Here is a 19,888-nt window from a genome sequence, read left to right on the forward strand (position 1 = left end):
AACACCCGCCGATAAACCGGCAACAACGATGACTTGCCCAGCATCAACCCCCTTGTTGCATACATAGATTCGAGCGTGTTGCTACCCGTTGATAACGGGTGGCCCGAGGAGGACGACGTTGGAGGCCTTGGCGAGGAACGCGCCGGTACCGAGGTGGGCGATCATGTCCCGGTTCAGCGTTGGTTGGTGATCGAAGTTGAAGTCCTCCAACGACTTCCGCGTCGGAAAGCCGGCGGATCGGATGCGGGTCGCCGCGCCGGAGGCTTCGCGGGCCGAGACCTCCCGGGACAAAACGGCCGCCAGATACTCTTCGTGAGTCCAGCCGGCGTCGCGGGCTTGCTCGGCCAGCCGGGCGGCGGAGTCGCGGATGCGGGGTGCCTTGAGTGCTTGGGCGTAGTGCAGGACGGCCTTCATGGGATCTTCGGCCATGCTCATGCCACCTCGCCGTCGGAAGTGACTGCAGCAGTGGTGAAGTCGACACCGAACGCTCGGTCGTAGTCGGCGAGGTCCCGCACCAGCTGATCCCCTGGCGCCGGCGGTGATCCGGTCTGGAACTGGTGTCGCAGCGCTGAGGCGGTCGCGACGTGGGTGGGGTCGGTGAGGGTTTGGCGCGTCGCCCAGCAGCGGTCGTGGGCCGCCAGTAGGCGCCCTGCCCGTCTCACGGTCACCGCGGTGAGGGTGGTGTGTACCTCGACGAGTTGGCCGATCGCAGTCGGGTCGACGGAGTAGTCGTTGCCGGCCACCCGGACGTAGTAGTCGCGTCCCAGTCGCACCGAGGTCACCGTCTCAACGGTCGGCGCCACCGGTGGCAGGGGCAGCATCTGGGCTCGATCGGCGTCCAGGAAGTCGATGGGACGACCGTCGAGGACCCGCACCCGTCGCGCGTTGGCGACTGGAAGCCACTGAGCTAGTTGATCATTGAAGTCAGCGGGTGAGGCGAAGCTCCGTCCGGACAGGAACGAGGTCTCCAGATAGCGGTTGGCTCGCTCCACCATGCCCTTCGATTCGGGGTCATAGGGTTTGAGTTGCACCAGTCGCGACCCCAGGGTGCCCATCAAGGCAGTGACCGGTTCGGTCAACCGGCCGCGGCGTCCGATCCCGGCTTCGTTGTCCCACCACAACTCGTGCGGAGCCGCGGTGAAATTCTGGGAGAGCAGCTGCCACATTCCGGCCACCAGATCCATGGTCTGGCGCGAGGGCAGCATCACCGCGGCGATGAACCGCGAGAACGCGGCCACCATCACCAACACCGGCAACATCGCTTCCTGACCGAACCCGACCGGAATCTTCGGGGCCGGGAACCACAGGTCGCACTGCATCGCCCGCCCCGGCGGATGCTCGAGACGATCCACCGGATCGGCGGGCAGGTACTCCGGGCGGATCGCCCGGACCCGCTCCCGGAACCAGGAGATCGAACCCGTCCACCCGACCCGCTCGGCGAGCACCGTCGCCGGCATCCGGGGGTACGCCGTCAACAGGGCCCGGATGCGCGGCTCCACCTCGCTGATCGCCGACGGCGGCGAAGCCCGCTCGTACTTCGGCGGACCATCATTGGCCAGCGCACTGGCCACCGTGTCTCGCGCGATGCTCAGCTTCCGTGCGATAGCCCGCTGCGACAACCCTTCGCTGAGGTGAAGATGCCGGATCAAGGCCCAGTCTTCCAAGGAGATCACCCATCCAATCTGATTGGGTGGCCTACTTTTCAACCGTCGCGACTGGCCGGATTTTCAACCGTCGTCAACAGATGCCCGGTTGTCTGCGCCGGGGGCTACGGCCAGTTTCTGACTTCCGCGCAGATCGATGCGGGACCTACGGCCCTGCATCGGAGTTCGTTGGACTCTGGTGTCTGCGGTCGGGTCACGACGATGCTCGGGAAGCGTCGCCACCACGCGTCGCTGTCATGCAACTGCCGCGGTGTCAACGGCTATGTCCTGAACCGGGTTACGGTCTGGAGCTCGGCCCCACGCGGGATCTGTTCATCGCCCCTGACCGCCGCGCACCGCGCCTCACGCAGACATCGGCGGCGTACCGGAGTTCAAGGTGTTCAGCCGCCGCGCATACTCCTCGTCGTCGATCTCACCACGGGCATACCGCTCGGCGAGTCCCTGCTGCGGGGTCGGCGGATGCTGTGGGCGCAGGGCCCGGTGCAGCCAAGGCCGCCTGCTGCTCCGGCGTCAACCCTTCGTACTGCGCTTTGACCGCGCCGATTTGCTCCTGCAATCGACTCTGTTTGGCTTGCAAGTCGGCCCGCACGGCGCCGGCATGCTCAGCGGGCCCCATGTCGACCCGTTGGGGCATGTCGGGCCGGGTGGGAGCGAAGAGAGCGGATGTCGCAATCCCGAACTGTCGTACAGCGCTTACCGCTGCCTCCGTAGCTCGGCCCGCTTCGAGGCGCACCTCGATCTCATCGCAGCGCCGCGCCCAGTTTGACCATCGCGAGCATTTCCATTGGGACCCGCCGGGGCCGGACGCAGCGGCCGGCAACAAAGTGAGCGGCGGGCCGGGCGAGTAACCGCTGTGTGGGCTCCGCGCTGGGCCGCGGGGTCAGTGGCCGGTCGTGCCGTCCTGCGAGTGCGACCGGTCTTCGGTGCTCGGGTGCTGGTGACCGGAAGGCGCCCCGCCATGACCGCCATGACCGCCATGACCGCCAGCGTGCATGAACACCATCGCGGCCACGGCGCCGATCCCCAGCAGTACCGACACCGAAACCCCGGCGAACACCAATCCGACCACGATCGCAATCACGGCCGCAGCGACAAGCAGCTGCTTTTGTTGACGAGTCATGGTTACCTTCTTCCGTGTGCCGCCATGCTGCACCCGGCGACAACGCCCGCGATAGATGTACTAAGCCACTTAGTATTAGGTCGAAAGTCCCCCTTGGGCCCTTAGAACGGTGGATGCACGGCGACAGCGCAGGGCACTGGGAGGCCAACACGAAGCCGAGTTCTGTCATCGGTGTCGAGACCGCACAACCTGCAACTACTACTATGATGCATAGTAGTAGTAAGGAAGGTTAGCAGGGCGGAATGTGAGTAAAGCAGCACGAAGCGGTCCTCGGTGTCCTCGAACGTCGTCGGGCCCGTACGCCCCCGCCCCGCAGCCGGCCGCCGAGCAGCAGGTCTCCAGCGCTCTCTTGAATCAATCAGCAACACAGCGCTCGGAAGACGGAGCGTCGGTCAATTGATTTGTCGCACACGAGCCGCTCTACTTGCAGCGCGGCAGATTAGCGTGACCGACTCGGAGCATTTGAGTCACCCAATGTGTCGTGGAACGACCAATCTGACCCGTCCCGGTGAGTCCGGAGGCTGCTTTTGAAGCCTCAGCGGCCTATGCCGGCGGCGTCTTTCCTTGCGCGTGACGCGGGTGTGCGAGGAAGTCTTGTCGGACACCCAGGGTTTCATCGGTACGGCGGATGGATACGGTGGCGTCGGTGACCATTCCGGACAGGGCGCGGATCGCGTCGATGTTTTCCGGGATGACGATCGCTTGGTTGTCGACGGTGTAGGTGTAGAAGAGTTCAGTGCCGTCGACGGTGAGGATGTCTTCCCACAAGCCGACCTCGTACATGTCACCGCGGGGCCGGCCGATATCCCTCATCAATTCGATGGTGCTGTTGGGCGCCACGATGCCATCCGCCTGGCGGATCAATGCGATCCGTGGCACCGCCCGCAGCGCGTCGAGTATTTCGTCCCGAGCGGCGCGGCGCGCCAACTGCACGGTCCAGAAGTGCAGGTGGTTCTGCGTGTGCGAGCCCTTGGCCGCCATGGTGACGACGTCCAGGTCGGGGTCCACCGTCTGAGCGTCCGGACCTTGATGGCTCGGGATGCGGCTCTCCGGGAGAATGGTGTTCATGATCCCGGAGTGATCGGATTCCCACGGGTCGGTGGCTCGGCGAATGAGAACGCCCCGGGCTTTCACCAGCAGGCCTGCGTCTTTCAACGCGGTCAGGGTCCGCACGGTCGCGGTGGTGTTGCACGACACCACTCGGGTGGTCTCGCGACCCACAGCGGTGGTGTAGTTGGCGTGGGCGACGAACGAATGACCGGTCATCGCGTGGTTTTCGCCGCCCTGGAAGACGGCCTTGACCCGGTGCTGGCGGTAGAGGTCGAGGTTGGCGGCACCGATCTTGGCCGGTGTGCAGTCCACGACCACGTCCACCGCCTCGAGGAGGTCGGGCAGCGCGCCCGCCACCGGTATCCCCGCCGCCCTCATCTGGCCTGCGTGTGCTGCCGTCGCAGCGTAGACGGGCATATCCAACCCGACGGCGGTCTTGATCCGGTAATCCGCGATCACGTCGCTGACCCCAACCATTTCCATGTCGGGCTGGGCCTGTACCGCATCGGCGACGCGTTTGCCAATGACTCCGTACCCGTTCACAGCGACGCGAACCTTCTTGGGCATATCGGCATCCTTTCTTTGATCATTTACATCTTTGATTTGCACCGGTTCCGCCGATCGGCGGTGTTTCACCGTGGGCGACCAGCCCGCACGAGATGGGCGCCGAATGAGCCGGCCGTCCGCCAGCCTGCCCGCAGCAGCGGGCAGCTCCAGGTTTTCGCCGGGCCCGGTCGGCCACCCCTACTGGCCAATCAATCGCGACGGTCATCACCGTCGAATAAGGGACGTGCGGGCCGGTTTACGCGTAAGCGAGCGGATATGGGGTACAAATGCGGGAGTTCGCGCCGCATAATCGCTCCACTGCTGGCCGAATCGTTCTGCCACCGCGTGTTCTTCGCCGCGAGCCAGTCGCGCGTAAACGTACACCAGCACGGGGAACATGATCAGGGTGGGGATCGTCGGCCACTGCAGCAAGAAGCCGATCATCACGAGCAGAAAGCCGTATTGCGGATGCCGTACCCAGGCATACGGTCCGGTGGTCGCGAGGCGATCGGCCTGGGACGCCTCGTGCAGACGCCGCCAGCCCGCTGCGATGAGCCAGAAGCCCGCGCCGATTGCCACATAGCTGGCGAGATGGAAGGGGCTTAGATGTGGGTCGCCGGTCCAACCGACGCGGTCATTCCACAGGTGCCCGCCGGCGTGGGTGTCGCGCAGCAGCGGGAACCGGGACCCAAGCCAGCTCCCAAGCAGATACACGGTTAACGGGATGCCATACATCTCGGTGAACAGCGCCACCAAGAAGGCGGTGTATGCACCCATCGCCCGCCAATCACGATTTGTTCGTGGGTGAAAGAAACTCAATCCAAATGCCGCGAATAGCAAGGTGTTCACGATTACTAACGGCCACAAGCCGTAGGCTGCATCTGCCATCACGCACCTTCTGTGATTGTTCTAGCTGTGACGTTTCAACCTTGCATCGGCCAGCTGCGCGAGCCGATGGGACAACGTCCGCGATGGGGTGTCCATTAGGCACAATCTCGGACTAACCAAAGACCTTCACGTGTCCAAAACCGTCAAAGGCGCTGCGTCCGCTCATGCCCTCATTGGTTACTCATGCCCTCCTTGGTTACTCATGCCCTCCTTGGTTAATGGTGCGCAGTGTGGTCTTGGACGCTCGGGGATTGTGCGGGGATGTCCAGCGTGGCGGTCGTTGTGCCGGATGCGGCCGGAGGGCGCGACGTGTAGCTGACCCCGCTGGGACCGGTGCCGACAGCGATTGTCGCCACAATCGACCGGCTGGGCAGGTCGATGACGGAGACCGTGTTGTCGTAGGTGTTTGTGACCCATGCCCGCGTTCCGGAAGTGTCGATGACTACTCCGTGTGGCCCCGAGCCGGTGCCGACAGTGCCGCGAATGGTCATTGCTGCGGTATCGATCACCGACAGCGCATGTCCGGGCTTTTCTGCAGTGCCCTGATCGGCCGACAACACAGTTGCCTCGTCCGGTGTCAGGTACACCTGGGCTGGAGCGGCTGACACCTGTGCGGTGCCAACTACCTTGCGGGCGGTCAGATCCACTTTCACCACTGCTGGAGGGTCGGTGATGCCGGCGTAGGCGTACCGTCCATCGGCGGTGACTGCCACCTGCGCCGGGCCGGGGCCCACCGGGACAGAGCCCAAGAACCGATCGTTGGCAGGGTCGATGAGATCGACCGTCCCAGCCATCGTGTTGGCCACCACGATCAGCGAGCCACCGGCGGCGGGCCGTAGTCCGTGAGGCATCCCGCCCAGGTCGATCCGGCCCGTCGCCTCGAGCCCCCGAGCCTGGTACACCGACACAGTGCCATCCCCGGAGTTGGAGACATAAACTTTGCCGTTCGGTGCCTCGATCACATGGGCCGGAGCTGATCCTGTGGCTGCGACCGCGGCGACCGTGTATGTGGCTGCGTCGATGGCCATCACCGTGTTGCCCTCGCTGACGGCGTACACGGTTGCCCCCGCGCGGCCGATTTGAACATTGTGCGGTCCTTTGATGCCGGTCACGGTCATCGCCACGGTGTTTGTGGCCGCATCCACGACGGTCAGGCTTTCACCGCCCTCGTCGGCCACCCACACCGACCCGGAGACGGCTCTGCTCGTCCCTACTGGCGCTGTCGTCGTCTGTGGCTGCTTCGGCGACACCGTCGTTGCGCCGGAACAGCCCGCCAGCGCTGCAGCGAGCGTGACAACTGCGGCAGCGGCAACAAGCCGAATGTTCATGGCATGTAGTCCTTTCGGCTCGATGTGCTCGATCTCCTGATGTTCGATGTCACTGTGCCACCAGCGAGACGACGTTCAAGTGCGTCGGACGTGTCCTCGGCGCCGAGCGCCGCGTCGATCTTGTCGGCGATAAGCTCCGTGTCGCTAAGGGCGTAGTGCATTACGTCGCCAACGTTGCACCCCTCGGGCGAGCAGCCCAATGGGACAACGTCGGCTGTCGGCCCACCTAAAGGCCCAAATCCGACTGACGAAAGTCCCTGAACTTGTCGGTCCGCCGCCAACCAGCAAATCGGGCACCTACGCTCATGCGCACCTGGCCAGTACTGTTGGCGCTAGTAGATGGCGCACGCCACGATCAAGGACCGATAACGACGATGGCTGTCTTTCCCGAGGACCGGCCTCAACCGGCTGCCGAGATCCTCCTCCAGCCGCATCCGGCAGGACCCCGATTGGGCCCTGCGTCGGCGCACGTTTGGCCCGGGGACCGCCGGTTCACCGCGACCCGCTGCGGGGTGGCCGGGTCCGGCAGTCCCGGTCGGTGTTGCTGATGCACCTCGACCACCTGCCGGTGCCTGCCGGGCGTACCCGCAACGGCTACGGCGCGGCGATCTTCGACATGGACGGGGTGATCACCGACACCGCAACCGTGCACGCGGCGGCGTGGAAGAAGCTGTTCGACACGGTCCTTCCCGCCATCGGGAGTGACCGCCAACCGCCCTTCGACGCGGATCGCGACTACCGCACCTACGTCGACGGGCGCACCCGCGAAGGCGGTGTAAGCGCATTGCTGGCCTCGCGCGGTCTCAAGGTGCCGGTCGGCAGCACCGATGATGGCCCGGAGCAACTGACCGTGTACGGACTCGGCGCACTCAAACAGCAGATCTTCGAGGACCTGCTTGCCCAGGCAGGGGTGTCGGTGTTTCCCGACGCGAGAAAACTGCTCGTCGAACTGCAGGCACGCAATGTGCCCGCCGCGCTGGTGACCTCCAGCCGCAACAGTCAGGCGGTTCTCGACGCGGGCGGGGTGACGCATTTCTTCTCGGTGCGTGTCGATGGCATCGACGCGATGCGGCTGTCGCTGCCCGGCAAACCCGACCCGGCGATGTTCATCGAGGCGGCCCGCCGGCTATCCGTGCCGCCGTGCGATGCGATCGTGTTCGAAGATGCCACCGCCGGTGTCAGCGCCGCCGCAGACGGAGGTTTTGGTCTGGTGGTGGGGGTCGACCGCACCGGAGCCGGATCAGCGCTGGCCGACGCGGGAGCGGACGTGGTGGTAACCGATCTCACCCAGATACCGCCGACCCGGCCCGGCCGAGGCCACACAAACCGGGCATGGTGCGGAGGCGCGACGGTCCCCACCCAGGCCGGGTGGCAGCTGGTCTACGACCACTTCGACCCAGCACAGGAAGGGACACGGGAGGCTCTGTGCACGCTCGGCAACGGCTATTGGGCTACCCGCGGCGCCGTTCCCGGCAGCACCGCCGACAACGTCCATTACCCCGGTACTTACCTCGCGGGGGTCTACAACCGGCTCACCACCGATCTGAAGGGAGCCACCGTCGAGACTGAACACCTCGTCAACGCCCCGGACTGGACGCATCTAACGGTACGGTTCGCGGGCGGGGGGCCGTTGCGTCCAGGATCGCCGGACATGGTCAGCCACGATCAGACACTCGACATCCACGCCGGCGTACTGACACGTACCAACCGCTACCGCGACGCGGCCGGCCGCACTGTGCGAATCACGTCACGACAGATACAGTCCCTGACCCATCCACACCTGGCCGCACTCGAAGTCATGCTCGAATCCGAAAACTGGTCCGGGGACATGATTGTCGAGTCCGGGATCAACGCCGCCGTCGCCAACCGCAATGTGCCCGCCGACCACGAGCTGGCCCACCACCATCTCATCCCCACAGCCACAACAGAAGTCGACCGCGAAACGGTGCTTGCCGACGTTGCGACAAGCCAGTCTCACATCAGCATCGCCACCGTCGCGCGCACCCGTGTCCGCGGCGTTGACGCAGTGATCAACCGCGAGCCTGTGCTTGCGCCCGCCTACGCAGGACACACCTTGACTGTGCGCCTCGAGCCGGGCACACACGTGGCGATAGAGAAAGTCGCGGCGGTGGCGACCTCTCGGGACCGGGCCATCTCGACCGCCGCCGCAGACGCATGCAACCGCATCGGCTGGGCTCCCGAATTCGGCGAACTGTTCGAGGTCCACGCGCAGGCGTGGGAGCAGATGTGGCAGCGATTCGGGATCGATATGGCCGCGAGCCCGCAGCAGTCACTGGCATTGAATCTGCACATTTTCCATGTGCTGCAAACCATTTCGGCCGCAGAACCAGACCTCGATGCCGGCCTGCCGGCCCGAGGCCTGCACGGCGAGGGCTACCGGGGCCACATCTTCTGGGACGAACTATTCGTCTATCCGATGCTGACCCTGCGCCAACCCGAACTGACCCGGTCCTTGTTGCTGTACCGCCATCGCCGCCTGGACGCCGCCCGCGCCGCGGCCCGCGCCGCAGGCCTGGCCGGGGCGATGTTCCCATGGCAGTCCGGCAGCGAGGGCCGCGAAGAAACACCCACACAGCTGCTCAATGTCCGCAACGGACAATGGGTACCGGACAACTCGCACCGTCAGCGTCACGTCGGGCTGGCCGTCGCCTACTGCGTGTGGCAGTACCATCAGGCCGCCGGCGATATCGGATTTCTCGCCGACTACGGGGCGGAGATCCTGGTCGAGGTGGCGCGGCTGTTTGCCAGCTTGGCGGCACACGACCCGGCCGATGACCGCTTCGACATCGTCGGGGTGATGGGACCCGACGAATATCACGACGGCTACCCCGACACACCCGGGCAGGGACTGCGCAACAACGCCTACACCAATGTCCTGGCCGCCTGGGTGCTTGCCCGCGCGCAGGAGACGGTGGCGCTGTTGGCACACCGTGACTGTGAGCAACTCTGGCGTCGCCTCCAGCTACAGCCCGAGGAGCCGGCCCATTGGCGCCGAGTCAGCAGCAGGCTGCGCGTTCCCTTCCACGACGGCGTCATCAGCCAGTTCGAAGGCTACGGCGAGCTGTCCGAATTCGACTGGGGTCGCTACCGCAGCCGCTACGGCAACATCGGACGCTTGGATCTGATCCTGCAAGCCGAGGGCGACACCACCAACCGCTACAAGCTCTCCAAGCAGGCCGATGTGCTGATGTTGTTCTACCTGTTTTCGGCCGAGGAACTGCGCGCCGTATTCGCCGAACTCGGCTACGAGCTGCCGCCGGAGCTGATCGTTCGCACGGTTCGCTACTACCTGGCCCGCACCAGCCACGGGTCCACGTTGAGCAGGCTGACCCACGGGTGGGTGTCGGCGCGCACCGACCGGCGACAATCGTGGTCGCTGTTCACCGAGGCGCTGCAGGCCGATCTGGCCGACACCCAAGGAGGCACCACCCGCGAAGGCGTCCACACCGGCGCCATGGCCGGCACCGCCGACATGGTGATCCGCTGCTATGGCGGCGTGGAGACCCGAGGCGATGTGCTCTGGCTACACCCGGTGTTGCCCGCCGAACTCACCGCGGCGTCGTTTCGGCTGCGCTACCGCGGTCAGCCGATCAGCGTCGATCTGACTCAGCAGCGGGCACGACTGCATCTGCCGCCGTGTTCGGCCGCCCCGGTCCAACTCTGCGTCGAGGGCATCGAAAAAACGCTGAACGCGGGCGACGTCTGGGAAGTGCCGTTATCGTCTGCGGCGTCGGAGCCCTCCCCCACTGAGCTGAAGATGTAGGCCATGGCCCACGGTGAGCGGTACCGACAGATCGCAGAAACCCTGGCGCGCCATGGTTTTGGATTCTTCATCGGCGTGACGGGTCTGCAACGATGGGTGCCGCTGCACCACGGACTGCTGGGTCATGAACGCCGCGAACAGCCGTATTCCAACCCCGACCACCTGAGGCTGGCTCTTGAGCAGCTCGGCCCCAGCTTCGTCAAGCTGGGCCAAATCCTGTCCACCCGCCCCGATCTGCTGCCCGAGCCCTACCGGCAGGAATTGGCCAAGCTGCAGGACTCGGCCCCACCGGTGCCTGCTCCGGTGATCGCCGAGCTTATCGAGCGTGAGCTTGCAGGTCCCCCGTCGCAGATCTTCGCGACCTTCGACCTGCAACCGTTGGCCAGCGCCTCACTGGGGCAGGCGCACGCCGCCACCCTGCACGACGGGACCGAAGTCGTGGTCAAGGTGCGCCGCCCGCATGTAGTCGAACAGGTCGAGCAGGATTTGGAGATTCTGCGCAATCTCGCGGCACGCGCGAGTCGGCGCTGGGAGGCCGCCGCCGACTACGACCTGGTGGGCATCGCCGAAGAGTTCGCCGATACCTTGCGGGCCGAGCTCGACTACCTGCACGAAGCCCGCAACGCCGAGCGATTCGCCGCCAACTTCGCCGCCAGCCCCACGATCCGGATCCCCCGAATCTATTGGGACACCACCACCTCGCGCGTGTTGACCATCGAGCGCATCAGGGGAATCAAGATCAATGACGTGCACGCGCTGGACGCCGCCGGTATAGATCGGCGAGTCTTGGCGGACAACGCGGCGCGGGCGGTCGCGAAAATGATCTTCGAGGACGGGTTCTTTCACGCCGATCCCCACCCGGGCAATCTCTTCGTCGAACCTGACGGCCGCATTGGCCTGATTGATTTCGGCATGGCGGGCGAGATCGATGAACGCCTTCGCGAGCAACTCGCCGCGCTGCTTGTCGCGCTGGCCGGGCAGAATCCTCGCCGCGTGGCTTCGGCTGTCGCCGAACTGAGTTCAACCAAGGGCACGATCAACGTGTCCGCACTTACCGCGGACCTGGCGCCCATCCTGCAGCGTTACACCGGACGGGCGCTGGGGAACATCCCGGTCGCAGCGTTGATCCACGATGTACTCGCAGTGGTCCGCCAGCACCACCTGAAACTGCAGCGCGAACTGGCGTTGCAGTTGAAGATGCTTGTCATGGCCGAAGGCCTAGGGGCAGAGCTCGATCCGGCATTTCAGCTGGCCGCGATCATCGGTCCCTACGCCCGTCGCCTTGTCGCCGGCCGGTATTCGCTGGACGCATTGGCCCGTCGATTCAGGCAAGCCGGCGTCGACGTGCTCGACGTTACCGCGGAACTCCCTGACCAGTTACGCCGGTTGCGGGACGTGCTCGATGCGGGTGGACCCGAAGTTCACCTTCGTGCAGCCGAGTTGGAGCCATTCGTCGGCAGACTCGAGGCGACCGGTCTCCGGTTAGGTGCCGCGCTGATAATCGCCGCTCTGGTGCGCTCTATCGGGGACGTCATGGCCGCCGATCCGCGCCACCGACGGTCCCAGGCCCTCTCTGTCTTGGGTGCCGGCCTGGGATCATTGGGCGCCTACCTCGCGTTGACGTCGCGCCCACGCCGAAGTTAGCGCTCGTGGCTGGCCGCGCATGCGGAAAGACCAAAAGTGTTCTGCCTTCGAGGAAAAGGATGTACTGACCGGTCCGCGTGCCGGCCCGATGACCGTTCACGCCTGCGTGCTGTGCGGATCGAGTTCATGTCGTTGCAGGATCCGGGGCGGGTTTATCTAGTGTTGTGTCCGCCCCAAGCAAGCCGCTCAGTATGTCGATCACCGTAGCGGTCAGCGCACCGAGGCGGTTCAGCGCTGGCTCCGTGCCGCTATTCGAATGCTGTTGTTGTGGGCCCGGATTGGCGTCGCACAATCGAGTACCGATTGCGCGCACGTCCAGCTCGAGAATCGAGGCGACTTCAGCGAGGTTGACTGGCCCGCTGTATTCCGGGTGAGCACACCAGGTGAGTACCGGGGTCACCAAGAACTTCGATTCCGGGTCGGTCATCGCGGGCAGGGCGCCGAGGAGGTGCACGCTGTGCGGGTTGAGCCCGATCTCCTCGGCCGCCTCGCGCAGGGCGGTGTCGATCGGGCCGGTGTCGCCCGAATCCTGGGCGCCGCCGGGAAACGTCAGTCGCCCCGGGTAGTCGCGCAGATCCGTGGCGCGTTCGGTGAGAAGCACCCGTGGCCCCGCCGGCCCACTGGTGAGCACTACCAATACTGCCGCCGGCCGCAGCGTGACGACCTGCCGGGGTTCTTGCGTGAGCTGCGGGTAACGCCGGGCCATTGCCGCGGCCAATGACTGCGCCCACGGCGGAATCACCGCCGGTGACGCTGAACCCGAATGCGATGCCCGGTCAGGCCCGGCCTGGGCGTCGATGCTGGTCCAGCCGATCAGTGCTGACCGCACGTGCATGGTTGTGAAACCGGCCGCGGCGTCCGCGGACGCGACCAGGCGGGTCTGCTGCCCCAGACCGGGGTGTCCAAACAGCGCGCGCGCCGGACGATGCACGGCATGGTTGTCGGGATCGGCCCAGTCCGCAGGGTTGTTGGCCACCGCGACCAGCGCCTGAGAAGAACCGACGAGGTGGGCGATCTGGCCGGTGAATGGGGTCAGACGTTCGCTCATCGCGGGAACCAGCACCAGGTTGGCACCGGCCTCCGTTAAGGCGTGTACTGCCTGCGGGTTGAGAAGATCGCGGCAGATGGCCACCACAATATGCCAGCCCGCGGCTGTGACGTACACCCGCAACTCTGGCCAACCCTGCGGTTGGATGTCTTCGAGGATCGGATGCTGTGCGGGAGAGTGTTTTTCGTGGATCAGCGGGTCTGGATGCCCGCGCACCCAGGCGGCCGCGGTGTTGCGCCGCCGGCGCGGTGAACCTTCGCTGTGGTGGTAGCTGCCCGCGACCAGTAGTCGAGGTCCGTCCGGGCGGCGCACCCACGCCTGCAGTCGTCGCGACAGCGACTCGGTGACACACAGCTCGGGGAGCACCACGATCGAGGCGCCGGCGTCGGCGGCGGCACCGATGAGCTCATCGAGGATGCGGCGTTGTTGACGTACATTTGTTGGCCGGACGGGGAACGCGGGTTGTGCCGGATCCGCAGGCAGCGTGAACTCCGTTAAGGCCGTGTTCGGGTGGCACGTGGCGATAATGGTGTCGATGGTGACTAGATCCGCCAAAGCGTCAAACAGGCTGTAGTCGAACACGATTCGAAATTGGGTGGCCCACCCGCCAGCCAGCCGAACTCGGCGGATTTCGTCTAGGCGGTTGGCCAACCGCCACGGCGGCGCGGTGGGCCGCATGTCCATCACAGCGCGAATGTCGGGCACTCCCAAGGGAATCGGGTCACCAACTGCTGGCTGATACGGACTGCGCCGTCGGAACGAGTCGGCAAGAAAATCCCCGTAGTGTTGGTCCACGAACCGCGCCAGCGCGTGGGCGATCATCACCGGCGCGACGCCCTCGACAGGAATCAGCGCCTCAGCCAGCGCACTGCGCATAGGCGTGTCTAGGGTTGACTCAGCTGGCCGGGACACGGCGATCGCCTCAATCGGACGAAGAATCGTGGTGAGAATCGCCCGTATCCGCGGATCGGTGACTTGGGCCCACAACACCTGGTGTTCGTCACGGCACAGATGCAGCAGGTGCGTCAGTGTGACCAAGGGGTCCGTCTGTTCGAGGATCCTCTCCCGCAGCCTTTCCAGCCGTTCGGCAGGCGACTGTAGCCGAGCCACGCACGGCGAGCACGGCCCCACGTTCGGATCAAATCCGGTGGGCATGTCGTCACCAACGATCTTGACGGGATGGATCATGGTGCGCCTCATGGCTGGATCGTGTGTGCCGCATGCGTGTGCTCACCCGGGCCAGGGCCAATCCGCGACTTTCGGGGATCAATGTGACGGTGTCCATCGATCCACTGCGTCATCGAGCGGAGTGCAGTCCAGCACCCGCTTGCGGCCCAGCAGACCCGGCAGCCTGGCCGCCTCCACAGTGACCTCGAGGATCCGGTTCGGCCGCCTCGACCGGGCCAGCCGGGCGCGCATGTCTATGAACACCGTGTGGTCTCCCTCGAGGTCCTGACTGTCGAGCACGAACAGAATCTGCTCATCGCCCGCGATGCTCTTCTGGGGTGCCTCGCTGCTCAGACGACTATCGCGCAGCGCTTACTGCCCGGGCGACATACCGCCAGGCGCCATTTCCCCGGGCGCCATAGCTCCAGGCGCCATACCCCCAGGCGCCATACCCCCGGGCATCATGCCTTGGTGCATGGGCAGGCCGCACCTGGCGCTCAGATCCCTGACCGGTTGACGGATGTTCTGGAACGTGGCCGCCACGTCTGGGTGGGTGTCGGTGTAGGCCTTGATCGCGGCCCGCCGCTCCTCGGGTGTGCCTTGGCTCCTGGCATCAATGAACACCTGCTGGACGTCTGGACGGGAGTCCAGATAGTCGGCCATCTGGGTCATCGCGGCGGCGTGTGCCCGCATCACCGCTGCCGGAGAACACGGATCTTGCGGTGGCTGCGCAGCCGCCGCACCCGCTGCTGCGAATGCCACGATTCCCACCGCCACGCCGGCTGCTGCCGCGCGAACCACACGCCGTGGAACCCGCCCGCCATGCATGCGCTTATTCACTGTCATCACTCCTTCCGAACGGCTGCTTCTGATGACCGCCCATGATTACCGCTGAACGCATCGCCTGAAGTCCGCGTTGACCCGGCGTCGGGCGCCGACACCCTCGTGGTGTCGGTTGCCCACGTAGTCGCTTCCCCTGAGGTCTAAGCCGGGGCCCAGCCGACACGGCTTCGCTCCGGGAAGATGCCCGGCGCGCAGTCTTGCGATAGTGCCGCCGCCCACGCAAACCGTCCACTGCAGCAGCGCCACGGGTGTTCGGAGGCTTATTTGATCGACGCTCAGGAATATCTCCCATCGGGCCCCTCTATGTCGGCGCCAAACCCCAACATTCCCTGCAGCCGTATGTCAGGGAACATCTGGATTCACGTCCACCATGCACGATCGTGATGCCGCTTTCGTAACCTATCTGGGATCTACGCAGTTGGTCCATACTTCGCGAAAGTCGACCGCGGCGAGCCGTACCGATCACCGCGGTCGCCGACGATGATGGAGGACCTCACTGCGGCGCAGGCCCGTGCTTACAATGCCTGGTTCCAAACGTGCTGGGGCGCTCATCGGTGGGCAGTGGAACTGGGTGCGGTTGATGATGCCCTCTCGGATATATCGCTGATCTCGTCGTGGTGGAAATCGGGTGCGGCACCGAACGTTCGCGCCATTTCGCGAGATCGGCCGGCCCGAAACGGTTTCGGGCTCCGCGTCGATCGCGTCGTGCCGCAAAGGCGCGGCAGACGACGACCTTGGCCTCCTTGTTCTCATGAGCGAGGGCATGATTGTCGCGAGTCCACCTCGAAGGGGACTCCCCTGTTGCTCGATGGCGTCAATCACATCGCCTGGATCTCGAAAAACGTCGCCCGACTGGGCTTCTACGCCGACGTGTTCGACGCCGAAGTCGGACCTACCCGACCCCACGGAGAGAATCCCGGCGAGACAATGACTGTGCTTCGGATCGGGCCCACACCTTGCTCAACATTGTGGCGATCGAGGGAAACACCGAACCCGACCGGCAATCGCCTTTGTGGGGCCGTGGCCGCATCGAGCACTTCGGCCTCCAGGCCGCCTCACCGGACGCTTTCGAAACGATTCGGCGGCGACTCATCGACCAAGGCGCCAGCGACGGCACCATTAACGACTTCGGCACGGTGCACAGCATATTTTTCCGCGACCCCGATGGACTCGAAGGCGAGGTCCTTGTTCCCAACGTCTAGCTTCCGCCCTGGCTGCATCATGGCCAGGCGTCCGCGAGCCAGGTCGGGCATGCGCGACCGGCGGTGCGGGCATCGATGTGGCCGGCGAGTCGGTCTCGGACGCCGAGCGGTGGCGCCGCGGCACCCCAACCAATCTCGATGTCACCCCTTGCCCTTTGCACGCCGAGCCAGGCCGGGTGCGGTGCGAGTCACCTGGCATTGACAGCTGGCTTGCTGTATGCCGCTGGGACGGCCGGATCGGACCCACAGCCGGTGCAGGATGAGCGCGATGAGCCCGGTGGCCGCCATGGACGCCAGGGGTGCGCCCCGAGTGAGGTTGACCGCGAGGGTGAAGCCGACCACGAGCGCTCCGGCGGCGTTCACGGCCAGCGTTGCGGGTTGTCGGGCGCGGTAGGACAAGCGAGTCATCGCGAGCATGCCAGCGAGAAAGCTGAGGAACACCGCTACGGCGTAGAAGAGAACCAGGCGTTGATCGTTGCCACCGGCGGCGGTGACCAGCGCCGCGGAGCCGACGACGAAGATCAGCACTCCCCAGTAGGGGGTGTAGTGGCTGTTGGTGCGGCCTAAGCCGGCAGGCAGGATCCCCAGCGACGGCTCTGCCGAGTCGTGTCCGGCCGCGAGCGCCTTGAGCAGGCCCGGCCCGGCTTGGAATGACGAACTCGCCGCCGACAACAGCAACAGCGTTGTGGCGAGCTGGAAGGCGGCGAACACTGGCCCGGGGGCGGCGATGCGGGCCAGTTCGGCGATCTGCGTGCTGTCCGGACCAGGGACACCTATGCGCAGGTGAACGGCTTGGGCGGTCAGCCCCAACGTGATTATCCCGACGATCGCCAGGGTGAGCCACAGCGTGATGCGCCCGAACCTGCGCCGGCCCGTGCCATCGAGTTGGTCCAGTTGGGCGATGGCCGATGCGGGCGCCTCGACCCCGGTTGCCAGCGCCATGGCCACCGGGAATGCCAACACCACCGCTGCCGCAGGCGAACTGGTAGCTGGGACGCTGGTTGCCTGCGGTTGTGGGTGGGCAGCGAGCCCATACACCAGTACCACAACGGCGAGCGCGAGGAAGGTGAGGGTCATCGTGGCGAACACCGCACGGCCGAGATGGCCGAACCAGGTCAGACCAGCCACCCCGACGATCAGTGCCAATGCCAGTGGGAGGCGCCATCCGCCGAGCGCGGGTAGGTACGCGATGATCGCTGAGGCGCCTGCGGCGGCGCTGATCGCGATGGTGAGGGTGAAATCCACCACCAGGGCTGCGATCGGCACGAAGGCCCACCGCTCCCCGAATGCGTCTCCCACGGCCGCTGCGGCACCACCACCTGCGGGGTAGCGCGCCACGATCTGGTGATAGTTGAGGGTCACCACCGCTATGACGGCGATGACCATAGTCATCGTGGGCAACAGCAGCCCGAGATCGCCGTCCAGCGCCCGCAACGCAGCCTCGATCGCATAGGCCACCGAGGACACCGGGTCTGCCATCACCGCAAAGGCGAACGCCACCAACAACAGCACCCGCTGGGGCTGCAGACCACTCTGTCGCGGTCGCATGACGAAAGCCAGCCTCCGACTTCCTCTTAATCAGAGGGTGAGCATCGCATCGAAACGGCCTGCGCGACTGCGGGAACCATCTGCCGGGTGACACTCGCAGTCACAACTACGGACGCGCCGGCGCGATGTCACCCCGCCCCGCCGCTCACGGTTTCGACGCCCGGGACCGCAGAAGGTCGGTGCGGGTGGCAGGCATGCCACTGTGACCGCGTGCATCGCATTTGACTGCCAGAATCTGGTTGACCCCGAGCCGGTTCGCCATGAACCCCAGCGCCGAGCCCGCCATGAACAGGCGCCAGACCCGTGCCCGGCCGGCGCTGCTCAGCGCGACCGCCTCCTCCCAGTTGCCTTCCAGATTCGCCACCCAGGCCCGCAGCGTCAGCGCGTAGTGTTCGCGAAGCGCCTCGACGTCGCGGATCTCGAAGCCGGCCCCTTCGAGCGCTTCGATCATCGTGGCCATCGGTTCGAGTTCCCCGTCGGGGAAAACGTAGCGATCGATGAAGGACGTTTTGGAGAAGCCCGCCCGTTTGCCTGGTCTCCGCGAGATCGCGTGGTTGAGCAACCGGCCCTGTGGGCGCAGCAGCGCGTAGAGTTGCGCGGCATATGTCGGCAGCAGCGCGACGCCGACATGCTCGGCCATGCCGATACTGGAGATCGCGTCGAACGGCCCGTCGTCGACGTCTCGGTAGTCCTGCACTCGGATCTGCACCCGCTCGGCGATGCCCTCGGCGACCATCCGTTTACTCGCATACCCCGCCTGCTGGTGCGACAACGTCACGCCCACGAGATGTACACCGTAGTTGCGCGCCGCGTGCAGGGCGAAGGTCCCCCATCCGCAGCCGACGTCGAGCACCCGCATGCCCGCAGTCAGGCCGAGCTTGCGCGCCACGAGATCGCACTTGGCGTACTGAGCCGCGGCCAGATCCTCGCCGGGTTGCGCCCAGTACCCGCACGAGTAGGTCATCGACTCACCCAGCACGAGCCGGTAGAAGTCGTTGCCGACGTCGTAATGGTGGCTGATCGCGGCAGCGTCGCGCCGCCTGTCGTGCCGGTGACCGCGCGCCAGTTTCACCTCCTCTGCCGGTGGCTTGGGTGGCGGACCGATAATCCCCAGCCGCAGCGCCGCTTTCGCCAGTGCCTTCTTCATCTCGGCGTCGGTACGCACACCGGGACCGCGGCTCGGGTCTGACATCTGCTCCAAAACATCCAGCCCGGCGAGCAGGTCTCCCTCGATGTCGATGTCGCCGGATACATAGGCTCGTGCGAAGCCGAGTTCGTTCGGAGCCCACAGCAGTCGCCGCAGACCCCGGCGGTTGACGAGGTTCAACTGCCATTGCGCGGACGCGGGTCCCGACCGGCTGCCGTCCCAGCATCTGATCTTGACCGGAACGTCCCGGCCCACGGCCGCGCGAACCAGTGGCGCCACCGTTTCAGCGATCGTCATGGGCAGAAACCTTCCGTGCAGAACCTGACACTTATCTGTCGGGGCTAATCAGTATTGGTTTAGCGGCGAGGTGCTGGTCTCACCGGCCGCGATGACGCAACTCCCCCACCGCCGGTTAGCGCCTGGCGGTGAGGAGATCGGCGGCCTTGGCGGCCAGGGCCGGCGTGCACACGATGTCGTAGCGCTCGGCGGCCAGGGTGGAGACGGACGTGAAGTCCCGGCGGCCGTGGGTGGCCCAATGTTCGACGAACCCGAAGATGGCGCCCCACACGGCGCCGATGAGCAGGCCGGCGAGCATGACGCCTAACCATGCGGCGCCGGCGGCGAACATTCCCAACAGCAGGCCGATGAACAAGCCCCACCATGCGCCGCCGGCCGCACCGGTGAGGGCGGCGCGTGCAGGGGTCATGCGGCCGGTGATGGCCTCCACGGTGCTCACGCCGTGGCCCACGATGCGTAGATTCTCCACGGGGAAATCCGCATCGGAGAGATAGTCGACGGTGCCCTGCGCCTGGGTGTAGTCGCGGTAGCTGGCTATTACCCGATACTCGGCGCTGGCAGCGGCTTGGCTGGCCGGGTCGTCGAAAGATTGATCGCGATGGCTGTCCATGG

The 19,888-nt window shown here is 65.5% G+C and carries 15 protein-coding genes and 1 pseudogene; 3 read left to right on the forward strand and 13 right to left on the reverse strand.

What is annotated here, in order from left to right; genetic code table 11:
- Nucleotides 1-96: 96 nt before the first annotated feature.
- The 7 genes and pseudogenes from H7I57_RS32595 to H7I57_RS32625 all read right to left on the reverse strand — a co-directional run.
- Nucleotides 97-429 (reverse strand): annotated as a pseudogene (locus tag H7I57_RS32595) (ATP-binding protein); the annotation flags it as partial.
- A gap of 2 nt (nucleotides 430-431) precedes the next feature.
- On the reverse strand, nucleotides 432-1,673 hold the full coding sequence (gene istA, locus H7I57_RS32600) for an IS21 family transposase (RefSeq protein WP_048472051.1): 1,242 nt from the start codon (nucleotides 1,671-1,673) through the stop codon (nucleotides 432-434).
- 333 nt (nucleotides 1,674-2,006) lie between these two features.
- Entirely contained in the window at nucleotides 2,007-2,150 is a 144-nt protein-coding gene (locus H7I57_RS33935) for an SHOCT domain-containing protein (RefSeq protein ID WP_082169029.1), read from the reverse strand.
- A 394-nt stretch (nucleotides 2,151-2,544) separates the two neighbouring features.
- Nucleotides 2,545-2,784, reverse strand: a complete 240-nt coding sequence (locus tag H7I57_RS32610; RefSeq protein WP_131722677.1) for a hypothetical protein — start codon at nucleotides 2,782-2,784, stop codon at nucleotides 2,545-2,547.
- Between the two features lie 543 nt (nucleotides 2,785-3,327).
- On the reverse strand, nucleotides 3,328-4,401 hold the full coding sequence (locus H7I57_RS32615) for a type II glyceraldehyde-3-phosphate dehydrogenase (protein WP_048472049.1): 1,074 nt from the start codon (nucleotides 4,399-4,401) through the stop codon (nucleotides 3,328-3,330).
- Between the two features lie 204 nt (nucleotides 4,402-4,605).
- Nucleotides 4,606-5,268, reverse strand: coding sequence for a methyltransferase family protein (locus H7I57_RS32620; RefSeq protein WP_048472048.1), 663 nt, complete (start codon nucleotides 5,266-5,268; stop codon nucleotides 4,606-4,608).
- 215 nt (nucleotides 5,269-5,483) lie between these two features.
- A complete protein-coding gene (locus H7I57_RS32625; RefSeq protein ID WP_048472047.1) occupies nucleotides 5,484-6,596 on the reverse strand; it encodes a beta-propeller fold lactonase family protein in 1,113 nt (370 codons plus the stop codon).
- A 547-nt stretch (nucleotides 6,597-7,143) separates the two neighbouring features.
- On the opposite strand from H7I57_RS32625, the gene H7I57_RS32630 reads away from it, so the two are divergent.
- Nucleotides 7,144-10,380 carry a beta-phosphoglucomutase family hydrolase gene (locus H7I57_RS32630; RefSeq protein WP_053083026.1) on the forward strand — a complete coding sequence of 1,079 codons (3,237 nt, stop codon included), beginning with the start codon at nucleotides 7,144-7,146 and terminating at the stop codon, nucleotides 10,378-10,380.
- A 3-nt stretch (nucleotides 10,381-10,383) separates the two neighbouring features.
- On the forward strand, nucleotides 10,384-12,024 hold the full coding sequence (locus H7I57_RS32635) for an ABC1 kinase family protein (protein ID WP_048471398.1): 1,641 nt from the start codon (nucleotides 10,384-10,386) through the stop codon (nucleotides 12,022-12,024).
- Nucleotides 12,025-12,148: 124 nt separating this feature from the next.
- Here the strand turns inward: H7I57_RS32635 and H7I57_RS32640 are convergent, their stop codons facing one another.
- From H7I57_RS32640 to H7I57_RS32650, 3 genes are all read right to left on the reverse strand, one after another.
- Nucleotides 12,149-14,272: an NUDIX domain-containing protein gene (locus H7I57_RS32640; protein ID WP_234714101.1), complete on the reverse strand. Its 2,124-nt coding sequence runs from the start codon at nucleotides 14,270-14,272 to the stop codon at nucleotides 12,149-12,151.
- 66 nt (nucleotides 14,273-14,338) lie between these two features.
- Nucleotides 14,339-14,539 (reverse strand): hypothetical protein, encoded by a 201-nt coding sequence (locus H7I57_RS32645; protein WP_041789281.1) that lies wholly within the window; start codon nucleotides 14,537-14,539, stop codon nucleotides 14,339-14,341.
- A gap of 72 nt (nucleotides 14,540-14,611) precedes the next feature.
- Nucleotides 14,612-15,001: a hemophore-related protein gene (locus H7I57_RS32650; RefSeq protein WP_234714102.1), complete on the reverse strand. Its 390-nt coding sequence runs from the start codon at nucleotides 14,999-15,001 to the stop codon at nucleotides 14,612-14,614.
- A 1,049-nt stretch (nucleotides 15,002-16,050) separates the two neighbouring features.
- On the opposite strand from H7I57_RS32650, the gene H7I57_RS32655 reads away from it, so the two are divergent.
- Complete coding sequence (locus tag H7I57_RS32655) at nucleotides 16,051-16,284, forward strand: VOC family protein (RefSeq protein ID WP_234714103.1); 234 nt, start codon at nucleotides 16,051-16,053, stop codon at nucleotides 16,282-16,284.
- A 141-nt stretch (nucleotides 16,285-16,425) separates the two neighbouring features.
- Here the strand turns inward: H7I57_RS32655 and H7I57_RS32660 are convergent, their stop codons facing one another.
- From H7I57_RS32660 to H7I57_RS32670, 3 genes are all read right to left on the reverse strand, one after another.
- Complete coding sequence (locus tag H7I57_RS32660; protein ID WP_013470214.1) at nucleotides 16,426-17,832, reverse strand: APC family permease; 1,407 nt, start codon at nucleotides 17,830-17,832, stop codon at nucleotides 16,426-16,428.
- A 145-nt stretch (nucleotides 17,833-17,977) separates the two neighbouring features.
- On the reverse strand, nucleotides 17,978-19,276 hold the full coding sequence (locus H7I57_RS32665) for a class I SAM-dependent methyltransferase (protein ID WP_013470213.1): 1,299 nt from the start codon (nucleotides 19,274-19,276) through the stop codon (nucleotides 17,978-17,980).
- A gap of 115 nt (nucleotides 19,277-19,391) precedes the next feature.
- Complete coding sequence (locus H7I57_RS32670) at nucleotides 19,392-19,886, reverse strand: YflT domain-containing protein (protein WP_013470212.1); 495 nt, start codon at nucleotides 19,884-19,886, stop codon at nucleotides 19,392-19,394.
- Nucleotides 19,887-19,888: the final 2 nt, after the last annotated feature.

Source organism: Mycolicibacterium pyrenivorans (genome assembly GCF_025821625.1).
Lineage (GTDB): Bacteria > Actinomycetota > Actinomycetes > Mycobacteriales > Mycobacteriaceae > Mycobacterium > Mycobacterium pyrenivorans.